10 protein-coding genes and 1 pseudogene are annotated in these 12560 nt (G+C 43.2%); 5 read left to right on the top strand and 6 right to left on the bottom strand.

Annotation, left to right across the window (positions count from 1 at the left end):
* Positions 1-356, bottom strand: a pseudogene (locus QZZ43_RS14740) (PAS domain-containing sensor histidine kinase); the annotation flags it as partial.
* Positions 357-688: 332 nt separating this feature from the next.
* Here QZZ43_RS14740 and kbl point away from each other — a divergent pair.
* Both kbl and QZZ43_RS14730 read left to right on the top strand, forming a co-directional pair.
* Positions 689-1882: a glycine C-acetyltransferase gene (kbl, locus tag QZZ43_RS14735; RefSeq protein WP_291861005.1), complete on the top strand. Its 1194-nt coding sequence runs from the start codon at positions 689-691 to the stop codon at positions 1880-1882.
* Positions 1883-2035: 153 nt separating this feature from the next.
* Positions 2036-2608, top strand: a complete 573-nt coding sequence (locus QZZ43_RS14730; RefSeq protein ID WP_291861002.1) for a YceI family protein — start codon at positions 2036-2038, stop codon at positions 2606-2608.
* Between the two features lie 336 nt (positions 2609-2944).
* Here QZZ43_RS14730 and QZZ43_RS14725 read toward each other — a convergent pair whose 3' ends face one another.
* The 5 genes from QZZ43_RS14725 to QZZ43_RS14705 form a co-directional block, all read right to left on the bottom strand.
* A complete protein-coding gene (locus tag QZZ43_RS14725) occupies positions 2945-4279 on the bottom strand; it encodes a TolC family protein (RefSeq protein ID WP_291861000.1) in 1335 nt (444 codons plus the stop codon).
* 38 nt (positions 4280-4317) lie between these two features.
* A complete protein-coding gene (locus QZZ43_RS14720) occupies positions 4318-5400 on the bottom strand; it encodes an efflux RND transporter periplasmic adaptor subunit (RefSeq protein WP_291860997.1) in 1083 nt (360 codons plus the stop codon).
* 122 nt (positions 5401-5522) lie between these two features.
* Complete coding sequence (locus QZZ43_RS14715) at positions 5523-6803, bottom strand: ABC transporter permease (RefSeq protein ID WP_291860994.1); 1281 nt, start codon at positions 6801-6803, stop codon at positions 5523-5525.
* Positions 6804-6866: 63 nt separating this feature from the next.
* Positions 6867-8117, bottom strand: a complete 1251-nt coding sequence (locus QZZ43_RS14710; RefSeq protein ID WP_291860991.1) for an ABC transporter permease — start codon at positions 8115-8117, stop codon at positions 6867-6869.
* 36 nt (positions 8118-8153) lie between these two features.
* Complete coding sequence (locus QZZ43_RS14705; protein ID WP_291860988.1) at positions 8154-8885, bottom strand: ABC transporter ATP-binding protein; 732 nt, start codon at positions 8883-8885, stop codon at positions 8154-8156.
* Positions 8886-9805: 920 nt separating this feature from the next.
* Between QZZ43_RS14705 and QZZ43_RS14700 the strand changes: the two genes are divergently transcribed.
* The 3 genes from QZZ43_RS14700 to QZZ43_RS14690 all read left to right on the top strand — a co-directional run.
* Positions 9806-10534 (top strand): M48 family metallopeptidase, encoded by a 729-nt coding sequence (locus QZZ43_RS14700; protein WP_291860984.1) that lies wholly within the window; start codon positions 9806-9808, stop codon positions 10532-10534.
* 12 nt (positions 10535-10546) lie between these two features.
* Positions 10547-11878, top strand: coding sequence for a dGTP triphosphohydrolase (gene dgt, locus QZZ43_RS14695; protein ID WP_291860981.1), 1332 nt, complete (start codon positions 10547-10549; stop codon positions 11876-11878).
* Positions 11879-12048: 170 nt separating this feature from the next.
* Positions 12049-12560 (top strand): DUF6261 family protein (locus QZZ43_RS14690; RefSeq protein ID WP_291860978.1); only part of this gene is annotated, 512 nt, incomplete at its 3' end.

Below are 12560 nucleotides of genomic sequence, written 5' to 3'. Positions count from 1 at the left end.
ATTAACAGGTTTTGAGATGGATTCCAGTAGCTTGAGTTATTTGAAAAAAGGCAAAGACGATTATTTCCGTTGAGCTGTTTTGAATTTAAGTTGATGAACCGGCCCCATTTGAATGGATGCACAAACAGTGGATCGTTCAGCTCGAACCATCCTTTGATTCCCCTGCCAACTTTTGCGGTTTGTTCAATAGCTTGCCTTAGAAGAACTTCTCCTTTTTGTTCTTCGCCTGATTCGGCGTAGATAAAGGAAACAGGTCCTTCGGTTTCTACAGTCAGTGCTACTGAAGAATTCGTAAATGTGGCCAACATCCTAAGGGTCTCCAAGGCAGTTGGGGGGAACCCTTTAACTTCCTGCATACATTAAAGATTTTGGGAATGGGTGTTAAATAAATGTTCAAAAATAATAAAAAGCTTAACCATCCTGTGGGCTGAAGGGGCCCTATTTGAGTAATGCCGGGTTTATTTTGGTAAATAACCGTTAGTGTACCATGAACAATAAAATGACAATCCCTCTTTTTGCAAAGATTATCAGTTTATTAGTGTTTTTCACAGTTAACCTTTTTCCTGTAACGAATTCCCCGGGTCTTATTCTGAGTATCCTAACGGCTCATATACGTTTTAAGTATCAATTGTCATTTTTTTCTCAGGGCACTTTGCTTAACTTTGATTTATAACTAAAAAAAGTCGCTATGTACGGTAAATACAAAGATTATCTGCAAAAAGAACTTGACAATATAGAGGAAGCCGGATTGTACAAAAAAGAGCGGGTGATTACCTCTCCGCAGGGAGCAGAAATAACGTTGAATACAGGGGAGAAGGTGTTGAATTTTTGTGCCAATAATTATCTTGGACTATCGGCTCATTCCAGGGTTGTTGATGCAGCTCATCGGGCCCTGGATTCGCATGGTTACGGTATGTCTTCCGTTCGGTTTATTTGTGGAACCCAGGATTTACATAAAAATCTGGAGCAAAAGATTGCTTCTTTCTTCGGCATGGAGGATGCCATTTTATATGCCGCATGTTTTGATGCCAACGGAGGTGTTTTTGAGCCTCTTTTCTCTGGCGAAGATGCCATTATTTCTGATGAACTGAACCATGCCAGTATTATCGACGGAGTAAGACTTTGCAAGGCAGCCAGATATCGTTACAAACATGCGAACATGGATGACCTTGAGCAACAACTAAAGGATTCGCAGAGTCAGCGGTTCAGAGTAATTGTGACCGACGGGGTGTTTTCTATGGATGGCGATATTGCTCCCCTGGATAAAATTTGCGATTTGGCCGATAAGTACAATGCCCTGGTGCTGGTGGACGACAGTCATGCGTCAGGTTTTATAGGAAAAACAGGCCGCGGTACGCATGAGTATCATAATGTGATGGATAGGGTTGATATTATTACCGGAACTTTGGGGAAAGCCCTGGGCGGTGCTCTTGGTGGTTACACTACCGGGAAAAAAGAGATTATTGAACTGCTTCGTCAACGATCGCGTCCTTATTTGTTCAGTAATTCTCTGGCTCCTTCGATCGTAGGAGCTGCCACTGAAGTCTTTGAAATGATGAGTGAATCCACGGCCCTCAGGGACAAATTAATGGACAATGCCGCTTACTTTAAACAAAAGATTTCTGAGGCTGGTTTCGATATTAAACCAACCAACTCGGCTATTGTGGCGCTGATGTTGTATGACGCCCGACTGTCTCAGGACTTTGCTACCCGCCTGCTTGAAGAAGGAATTTATGTGACAGGCTTTTATTATCCCGTTGTTCCTAAAGGACAAGCAAGAATACGTATTCAACTATCGGCAGCTCACGAAAAAGAACATCTCGACAAAGCGATCGCTGCATTTATCAAAATCGGTAAAGAGTTGAAAGTAATAACCCAGTAGCTAAAAGTTTTGAATTCTTAGCTTCTGCCTTGTGCTCTTCCAGTGAGTCACTTATATTTTTATATTGTCTGTTAAATGTCCCTTTTTTCGTTCAGAACTTTTTTTATGTGTATTTGTTTTATCTAAAACGAATACAAATAAAAGGAGAAACTTATGAAAAGAATTTCAACATTAATAATGGCCCTGGGACTTCTTGTGATGGCCCCTTCGGCTTATGGACAGAAGAGTGAACTGAATGTTGAAGACAGTAAAATTGTCTGGACAGGAAAAAAAGTTGGCGGCTCGCACACCGGGGAGATTCAGTTGTTGTCGGGTTATCTGGAAAAATCAGGAGACAGCTTTGTTTCCGGGAAATTTGTAGCCGACATGACCTCCATCAGCAATTATGATATTGATGATGAAGATTCCAAAGCGCAATTGGTAGGTCATCTTAAGTCGGATGATTTCTTTAGTGTGGATGAATATCCAATTGCTACACTTGAGATTAAGAATGGTGAGAAAGTTGAATCGGGAAAATACAGATTTACCGGTAGTATGACCATAAAGGGTCAAACTAACCCTGTTTCTTTCGAAGCCGAAGTGGACGGCAAAACATTCGCAGGAAAACTGGTGGTGGATCGTTCAAAATACAACGTACGTTATGGGTCAGATTCATTTTTTGATAATCTTGGAGATAATCTGATTTTCGATGATTTTGAACTGGAGTTTGAGGTGACTCTCAAATAATCTTTGCAGGGAAATACCAATTACTGCATTTGGACAAACTCAATGTAGCACGTTATTACCGTTTTAGAATCTGTCATTTACGAAAATTAAATCCCTTGGATTCATAAATTTGTGCCACGCACTGGCCGCTAAAGGATTGTCGACGGCCCGGCGTTAAAGGTTTAGACTGCAGACGGTTGAAAGCCTTGTATTTGTTGGGTTCTTATTAAAGACTGAAAAAACCTTAGTGGCACTAATAATAACCGTATGTTGTAAGAGAAGATTTCTGAAATGTTTAGCAAAAGGCGCTGCCGGTTAACGTGCAGCGCCTTTTTGCGTTTTGACAGTAAGGGAAATTTATTCAAGTACTAATGGTGCACCTGTATAGAAGTCCAGCACCTTGGTGCGAAGGACGTATTCATATTTTGACTGGAGAAAGTCGGACTGTGCCTTTAAATAGTCTGTTCTTGCAACGCTGTAGTCAACAGGACTCACCAGGCCTACGGCATATTTTTTCTCGGTGTAACGCAATGATTCTTTATAGGAGTCAACAGCCGTTCCAGCTGAAGTGTATTTTTGGAAAGAGGCCTGAGCATCGGCATAAGCTTGTTGAATCTCCTTTCGAAGAGTTTGTTTTTCCTTATTTAATTCGTGCTCAGCGCTTTGAATGCTCAATTTGGAGTTTTTAACATTGTTGCGTGTGGCCATACCGTTGAATAATGGAATTCTCAATGATAGTCCAATATATTCTGTGGAGTTATCACTAAAGCTTTGGGCAAAGTCGAAGTTTACGGTGCTCTCTTTTTTTGAAACAGTGGTGTTCCATCCTGCATCCAGATTAAGAGAGGGATAAAGTTGTCCTTTGGCTGCTTTCAATGCAAAACGGTCACTTTCCAGATTGTATTCCGAGGCTTCAATCTGTGGCATAATTTCCACTGCCTGATTAAATAATTCGGCAGGAGGTGTCAGGACATTCTGATTCAATTCCGGGATTTCAGGCACTACAATATCAAACCCCTGAGTCTCCTCGAGGTCGAGAGCCTGAGCCAGACTTAACAGTGATAGAGAAAGGTTGTTTCGCATTTGCGTAACAGTAAGTGCTTCCCTGGCGGCTTGTGATTTTATTTCAAGCAGGTTGCCCTCGGCTACCCGTCCGGCATCCACCAGTTTCTGCGTGTTTTCCACCTGTTCCTCTGCCACACTGAATTGTTCGCGTGCCACATCCAGCAACTCCTTGTCAAACAAAACCTGTAGGTACAAAGAGGTAATGTTTAACGCCAGGTCGTTTTTGGCGGCTTCCAGTTCTTTTCGGGATGCCTGCCAGTTTGCTTTATCACGTTTGATTTGGTTCTGAAGAGAAAACCCCTGAATTATTGGAACTGACGCTCCTAAATCGAAGCGGCCAAATTGTGTGGTTTGATTTACAATCTCGTAGGAGGTATCATCAGGTACACGTCCAAAACTCACCTGATAGCCAACATTCCCGTTGACAGAGGGTATGCGGTCGAGTTTCTTTTGTTCGTAATTGTTTTGTTGATATTCTGTATTCAGGCTTTGCTGTTTAATAGACAAATTGTTCTCTTTGGCATAATCAATACAATCTTTCAGGCTCCATTTTTCCGGCTGTTGAGCATTTGCTCCCGTGAAAGCCATCAACAGCGGAAGCATTATTATGGCTGTTATGTTTCTCATAATTTGTGTTCTAATCTGTTGGTTATGTGATAATAAACTTACGACTGAGGTATTTTCACTTCGTCTTCCTGCTTCAGACCTTCAACAATTTCGATATTGATGCCGTCAGAAAGCCCGGTTTTAACAATGCGTTTTTCAAATACCTGAGGACTGGTCATTATTTCCACAAAGGTAGAATCGTCCTTGAAGGTGATTAGCTTTTCCTGAATAGCGAGAACACTGTCGCGGCGATCGAGAACGATGTCGGCAGTAGCACTGTATCCAGCTCTTACAAAACTTCCTTCCTGCAATTCAACAGCGGCTTTTATCTCGAATTGAATGGCTCCGTTCTCTTCGACTCCTTTTGGGGAGATAAATTCGAGGTTAGCTTTGAATTCTTCTTCATCCAGTGCTCCGATGGTTAGCAAGAGCTGCATTCCTTCTTTGATTTTTCCCACCTCTGTTTCGTCCACTTTTCCCTCAAATATCATCTCTCCCATATCGGCAACCAGTGCAATGGTGGTTCCGTCGTTGAAGGTGTTACTTTTGATGACAGAATTTCCGATTTCGATGGGCACATCCAGCACCATTCCTGAAGTGGTAGCCCGAATCAGTGTATTGGTCTGGGCTCCGGCTTTCTTGATAACTCCTTCTTTGATTAGTTCAAGGTTGTTATTTGCAGATTCCAGGTCTTTCTTATAGGTTTGGAACGAGAGTTGATCACTCAGAAATTGAGATTCGGGAATAACTTTATTGTCGTAAAGTTCCTTTGAGCGTTCAAATTCAATTTTTGCGTTGTCGAAAGCAAGGCGGGCTTTTGCCAGTCTGTTTTCAGCTTCGTTGACCTGCAGCATTTCCGGGACTATCTGAATTTTTGCCAGCAAATCGCCTTGTGTCACCAGGTCACCGGGCTGGACGTAGATTTCGGTAATAATGCCCGATTCCTGAGGTTTAATCTGGATCTCTTTTCGTGGTATTATGGAACCTGTGGCCACAGTTTTCTTGATAATGTTGGTGACTTCAGGTTGTTTGGTTTCAAAAACCACGGGCGATTTTTTGGTCTGGTTGTAAAGGTAGAAAACGACCCATCCTACAAGGGCTATCAATACTGCTACCATCAGAATTTTAAAAAACTTTTTCATTTTGTTCAGGTTTTAAAAGGCATTGGTGCCCGTATTTTTAATTGTTCTTGTTTTTATTTTAATCCTCTGTGTTTTCCTGTGCTCTCCGTGGTTAAAAAATAAAACCACAGTGGTCACAGAGATTACTCATGTCTTAGTGCATCAATGGGTTTAATTCTTACTGCTTTCATTGCAGGAATCAGTCCTGCGAACAGGCCAACCAGAATAAGCATAACCAGTGCTGCGATAGCCAGCGGGAGTCCTACTTCAGGATTGGCAAAGAAAGTCATTTCATCTTCCGGAGCCCCTGCTGCGGCAGCCGAAAGGGCTAAGTCGGTAAGATGCAGAATCAACGTACCAAATGCGAGCCCCAGAAATCCTGCAACCGTGGTGAGGAATACTGACTCGGTAAGGATCTGTCCGATTACTATCGCTGGTCTTGCTCCAATTGCACGTTGTACGCCAATCTCCCGGGTCCGTTCTCTTACTATTACCAGCATAATGTTGCTGACTCCGACCGCCCCGGCAATTAGTGTTCCGATGCCCACTACCCAAATCAGGATGTTAATTCCGAGAAAGGTGTATTCCATGGTCTGCAATTCGCTCTGGACGTTAAATCCGCCTATGGCTTCCTCGTCTTCAGGGGCAATTTTATGGTGTTTTTTAATCAGGGGTTTTATTTCGTCCACAATGCCCTGAACATTTACTCCCGGTTTGGCAGTAAATCCGAAGAAATGCACTTCGTCGCCGTAGTTAAATGTTTGTTGCATAGTGGTAAACGGGAGGTATATGGTCTCTTTTTTATTGCTCCCGATGTTAATATTAGGATTGTTGGATTTAAAGACGCCCACCACCATGAAATAAACTCCGTTAATGCGTAAATATGTTCCAACAGGGTCTTCGCCTTCCTCAAACATTACATCGTAAACGTTTTCGCCGATGATGCAAACCTTTCTTTTGAGTTTGATGTCCTCATCATTGATGTAGCGCCCCCAGGGCATGGTGCAAGGGTCTATTTTCCGGTATTGCGGATAATCTCCCATCACATTGAATGCTGCTGCTTTTTCTCCACGTACCACATTCTGACCTTCGCGGAGGTTCCATCCCTGCAAGCGTGGAGATATTACATCGACGCCCTCTATTTCAGTACGGATGGTTTCCATGTCGTCGTTGTTGATGCTCCACCATCTTCCGCGGTCGTAACCCTGATAGGCAATGGTGGTTCGGTTGGACCACATAAAAGCGCTGTTGGTGGCAAAATCTTTGAAACCACTGGTCACCCCGTTTATCAGGCCATTTCCTGCACCGGTCATCACAACCAGCATGAAAATTGCCCAGAACACACCAAAAGCAGTAAGTATGCTACGAAATTTATTTTGTTTTATGGCATTCAATATTTCCTGCCAGCGATCTAAGTCAAACACGGTATTTAGTTTTAATTTTTAACAATAAGTGGCTTCTCCTTTCTCAATATTCAATTGGCTGGTTTACTCGTCGTGCAATGCCTCAATAGGTTTGATAGCAGAAGCGCGGCGTGCCGGGACGTAGCCGGCAATTAGGCCGGCGACAATCAGCACTACCAGGGCCGATACAGCCACTGAAAGATTGGCCGACGGGTTGTAAAAAGTGCTTTCGATACTGGGGTTGCCTTTTGCCATATTTTGTAGAACCATGGACACGACCGCCATCAGTCCCATTCCGGTTACCAGACCAAAGAATCCTGACAGGGTGGTAATGAAAACCGATTCGGACAGCACTAGCCTGATCACTGACCAGGGGGTGGCCCCAATAGCTTTGCGGATGCCTATCTCCTTGGTGCGTTCCTTGACAAGAATTATCATGATGTTACTGACGCCCACGATTCCGGCTATAATGGTCATGATACCAATGACCCATACGAAGATACGAATGCCGGTAAACACACCCTGGGCTTGTTTAAAGTGCTCCAGGGTGTTCCAGATACCAAGGGCCTGCTTGTCGTCAGGAGCAATTCGGTGCTTCTTCATAAGTGTGGTCCTGATGGCTTCTTCAATTCGTTTGTTCTCGGCTACGGTGAGTGCATTGGTTGCAACGGCCAGTTCGTTGAGTTTATTGCTTCCGTTAAATACCCGCTGGGCCGTTTTTACCGGTATGTAAATTTGTTCATCATCGCGTCGCTCGGGGTTGATGAATGTACCCACTACCATAAAGGGAACCTGGTCAATTCGGATATATTTTCCTATCGGATCTTCTTCTTTGAAAAGAGCTTTTTTTACGGGGACCGAAAGGATAGCGACTTTTCTGAATTGTTTAATGTCCAGGTCGTTGATGTAACGCCCCTGGTCAATGTCCACTATTTGGATGTTTTTAAACTCCGGCATAACACCTTCCAGATCGTAATCGCCGTATTCACTTTTATAGGTGACGGTGCCAGTTCCCCAGAGACGAAAACGACCGGATATATCGGAGATGTCATCATCGAAATGATTGACCAGCATGTCGTAATCCTCATCGGTAAACTGAATGCGGCGACCCGCCTGCAACCCTTCGTGGGCAACCTGTGTCTGACGACTCCAGATCCACAGGGCATTCTTGGCGGTGCCACGGAAGTTGTTTTCCATCCCGTTCTGTAGTCCGTTGCCCGACCCCAGCAGAAGGATAAGCATAAAAATACCCCATGCCACACTAAATCCGGTCATGATGGCCCGAAGCTTATTTTGTTTGAGGGTTGAGAGTATTTCTTGCAGCGAATTGAACATAGTGCTTGGTTATTGAGTGATGGTTTTTATCTGGAATTAGTTGGACGTAAAAATATCACCGGCAGCAACCGGTTCATATTTTCCATTCAGTTCGTTGCGATCAATCAATCCGTCTCTGAGCCGTATGATTCGCTGGGTGCGATGAGCGATGTCGTCCTCGTGGGTAACAATAATGACAGTGATTCCCAGCTGGTTGACCTCTTGTAGAATATCCATCACTTCAAAGGAAGTCTGGGAGTCCAGAGCACCAGTTGGCTCATCGGCCAATATCACTTTGGGTTCCGAAATAAGCGCCCGGGCAATGGCAATTCGTTGTTTTTGTCCTCCCGATAATTCCGACGGCAAATGGTTGGCCCACTCTTTCAGCCCCAAGCGGTCCAGATACTCCAACGCTTTCATATTTCTTTTTTTGCGGCTTACGTTTTGGTAGAAAAGCGGCAATGCCACATTCTCCATGGCATTTTTGAAAGAGATGAGGTTGAACGATTGAAAAATGAAACCAATGTAATTGTTGCGAAATCGAGCAGCCCGGGTTTCGTTCATTTTCTCAATCTTCACGCTGTCCAGGTAATAACTCCCTCTGTCGTGGTTGTCAAGAATTCCAAGAATGTTCAGTAAGGTAGATTTGCCCGAGCCCGATGAGCCCATGATACTAACCATCTCGCCGGCCTTTATGTCCAAATCAATACCTTTCAGAACATGCAGGGCATTGTTGCCCATTTGATACGATTTGTGAAGGCCTTCTACTTTGATAATACTGTTGCTCATGGTATCTGGTTTTGTGTGTTTTTCTCTGAGTTTTTCTATCAATTGGTTTGCCAAACTGTTCAATATTTTGTAAAACAGTTCTTTAGGTGGCTATTTGTTGTTTTAGCAATTTCAAAAACTGTCTGATTATGAAACAAGGTGTGTTCGCGAACGGACACATTTGTGATGAAATGGAACAAAAAAGTTGATTTAAGTAACAGTATGCCTGAATTACTTTCTTTTTTGTAAAAAAACATAATCTGAAGTGGGACGCACAAAGGTATTAATTCGTTACAGGGAAAAAGCATTTTATTTTTTTGTTCATCATAATGATGGGTACTCTTTGAACATTTAAAAATGACCACAATCGAAAATACCAAACCATCACACAAAATTGGTACGACCCACTTAGGGGGTCGATTCTTACACATACATTACATCTATAAATATTTGACCCACTTCGGGGTCATGCCTATATAATTGAGGGAAATAGAGTTTTCGAGGTAATGTCCCTTTATTGAAGGGAGCGGAGCCTAAGGGTTCCTATGTAAATAGCTTTTGCCAAACATAAAACATCGACGCTTAAGGTGTCGTATAATTAAGTTTGGGGGTCAATTCTTACATGAAAATTACATCTATTAATATTTGACCATTCGGGGTCATGCCTATATAATTGAGGGAAATAGAGTTTTCGGGGTAATGTCCCTTTATTGAAGGGAGCGGAGCCTGAAGGGCTCTTATGTTTATAGCTTTTGTCAAGCACCAAATATCGACGCTGAAGGTGTCGTATGTTTTGATTATTGTTGGAATTTCTTTTTTTGAATGAACACAACAATTTAAATAGACACTCATATTTGTGATGAGCCATTTTTTAATGAAGCTAATTTACGTTAGTAATCATCTGTTTGGCAATAGCGGGAAAACTTTACCTTTGTGATGTTATGTCAACACAAACCTCATTAATAGATATTGATGGTATCGGGCCGGTACTTTTTAGGAGTGACGCCCGTTGCCGGCGCTTGTCCATTCGACTGAAACCATTCGAGGGAGTTGTAGTTTTATTTCCTTCCGGTTATTCCATTCGAAAAGCTTTGACGTTTGTTGAGGAGAAGCGATTCTGGATTCAACAGAATCAGTCCCGTATGGCAGAACATGAACAAATGAAGACCATCTTTAATGAGCAGACCGAATTTCGCAGTCGTACTTTTCAGTTACGGGTGGAGCGTCACCAGAGTGAAAAGATACGTATGAGATTGAAAGACGGCATTTTACGTGTTGCTTATCCTCGATTTTTGAATGTGACTGACGCAAGGGTTCAAACGGCCATTCGTCAGGCGATAGAGGAAGGATTAAGGTTAGAGGCCAAAGCAATGCTTCCCGGAAGGGTGAGGCATTTTGCCGGGGTTAATGGATTCAAGGTCAATAAAGTGTTTATAAAGAACCTTAAATCCAGATGGGGGAGTTGCTCTTCTGTCAATAATATAAATCTGAATCTGCAATTGATGCGGTTGCCTCAACATTTGATTGATTATGTAGTGTTGCATGAACTGTGTCATACGAAAGAGAAAAATCATGGGCCGGGTTTTTGGAAGTTGATGAATAAAGTTACGGATGGAAATGCTCGTCTTTTGGACAAGGAGATGAAAAAATACCGGACCACCATTTACTGAATGAAAGAGCCTATGGATTGGAACAATCTATTATCTACTAAGCGCACCGGAGCATCCGAAAATCGCGGGCATCACGACCGCACTCAGTTTCAGCGGGATTACGACCGGTTGATATTTTCCTCACCGTTCAGAAGAATGCAGGACAAAACCCAGGTGTTTCCGTTGCCGGGAAGTGTGTTTGTGCATAACCGACTGACACATAGTCTGGAAGTGGCAAGTGTAGGACGTTCGCTGGGCAATAATGTATCCCGGGTTCTATTCTCTCGTTTTGGGGATGAATTTTCTTTGACCCAGGAGCTGGGCTCGGTGGTTGCTGCGGCCTGTCTGGCCCATGACATGGGAAATCCTCCGTTTGGGCACTCAGGGGAAAAAGCAATATCAGATTTTTTTAAACATGGAAACGGGAGATATCTTGAACAGATGATTAATGCGCCTGAGGTGTGGAACGATTTTGTGGATTTCGAGGGCAATGCCAACGCCCTGAGAGTACTGACCCATAAATTTTCAGGCCGGCGCACAGGGGGATTTGCGATGACCTATACTTCTGTGGGGTCAATTGTTAAGTATCCTTATGCATCCGGGAATCCGACTCTCAAGAAGTATGGATTCTTTCAAAGCGAGAAGGAGATATTTTCGGACATTGCTTCCGAGCTGGGATTGAAAGAAACTTCTCCTGGCGTATTTGCCCGTCACCCCCTTGTTTACCTGGTTGAGGCTGCTGATGACATTTGCTACCAACTGATGGATATTGAAGATGCACATAAACTGGGTATATTATCCACCCGTGAAACGCAGGATTTGCTGATGGCTTTTTATGATCCGGTTGCCGACAGCGATCAGATTCATCGAATTGAAGAGGTCTGTAATGAAGTTACTGATACCAATGAACAGATTGGCTATTTGAGAGCAGGCGTGATTGGTAAACTGGTTGGAGCCTGTACCGATATTTTCATGAATAATCACGACCAGATTATGGAAGGATCATTCAGGGGAGCCCTAATTGATAAGCTAACAGGCAGCATGGACTCAGCAATGAGAAATTGCGCCCGTGTGGGATTTGAGCGGATATACCGGCATCCCTCTGTGGTGGAGATTGAAATTGCCGGGTTTAAAATACTTGGAACCCTGCTTGACGAATTTACCAAAGCTGTTTTGGCTCCTAAGCACTATTATTCCAGATTGTTACTGCCGTTTATTCCCGAGCAATACAAAGTGGCTGAGGATGAGCCTGTCCATCTCAGGGTTCAGACAGTTATCGATTTTATCTCCGGAATGACGGATGTATATGCACTGGATTTATTTCGTAAAATTCAGGGAACAGGTATCTCGGGGAAAGGACTTTAAGCTTGTTTTTTTCGGATGATTAAACGGAATATTTTTGAAACCTTTAAGCCTGCAGGTCCGTAAAAACAGTAAAACATAGCACTCTGACGCGTATCATGACCTGGAAAATCCAGGCTGTGAATTTGTTTGTGTTTGAGAGTGTTATAATAACTCCTAAACCCTTATAACGTATGCTAAAATCACTAAACTTTTCCCAACTCCTTTCTTTTGATTTGTACGATCTTGCTAAAATCACCCTTCAGATCTACAACCATTGCCCTGTCCATAAAGGTGAACTCCAGGCTTTTGTAGGAGATGTCAAGGAAAGTCTGGACAGTTATGAGAAAACCTTTCAGCGAAGAGTGATTAGTTGTGTTATGGAGCGCAAGACACTTCAGGCCAGTAAACGCGATGAATCCTATATTGCATTTTACCGGTTTGTGGAAGCATCTTGTCATCGGGCATCCAAAAGGCACAGCATTCTTGGTGCTGAGTTGCTTTCGACCCTGCAGCAACATGCGTGGCACAGCAGAAATGATGGTTATCAACGACAATCCACCGGCTTGCCCGGACTCATTAGAGAACTTCAAAAGCATCATCTTGAAATCATAGATCAATTGGGTGCGGGCGATTGGTTTGAGGAACTGGTCAGGGCACAAAATGAGTTTGATGATTTGAGTGACGAGAAGAAAATTGGGGCTTT

The organism is Marinilabilia sp., assembly GCF_016278715.1.
GTDB lineage: Bacteria > Bacteroidota > Bacteroidia > Bacteroidales > Marinilabiliaceae > Marinilabilia.
The sequence above is the reverse complement of the archived record's forward strand: the minus strand, read 5'-3'. Positions and strand labels throughout refer to the sequence as shown.

Excerpts from the sequence above, each read along its gene's own strand:
- QZZ43_RS14730 (WP_291861002.1), top strand. The coding sequence starts at position 2,036 with ATGAAAAGAATTTCAACATTAATAATGGCCCTGGGACTTCTTGTGATG.
- QZZ43_RS14710 (WP_291860991.1), bottom strand. The coding sequence starts at position 8,117 with ATGTTCAATTCGCTGCAAGAAATACTCTCAACCCTCAAACAAAATAAG.
- QZZ43_RS14725 (WP_291861000.1), bottom strand. The coding sequence starts at position 4,279 with ATGAGAAACATAACAGCCATAATAATGCTTCCGCTGTTGATGGCTTTC.
- QZZ43_RS14705 (WP_291860988.1), bottom strand. The coding sequence starts at position 8,885 with ATGAGCAACAGTATTATCAAAGTAGAAGGCCTTCACAAATCGTATCAA.
- dgt (WP_291860981.1), top strand. The coding sequence starts at position 10,547 with ATGGATTGGAACAATCTATTATCTACTAAGCGCACCGGAGCATCCGAA.
- QZZ43_RS14720 (WP_291860997.1), bottom strand. The coding sequence starts at position 5,400 with ATGAAAAAGTTTTTTAAAATTCTGATGGTAGCAGTATTGATAGCCCTT.
- QZZ43_RS14700 (WP_291860984.1), top strand. The coding sequence starts at position 9,806 with ATGTCAACACAAACCTCATTAATAGATATTGATGGTATCGGGCCGGTA.
- kbl (WP_291861005.1), top strand. The coding sequence starts at position 689 with ATGTACGGTAAATACAAAGATTATCTGCAAAAAGAACTTGACAATATA.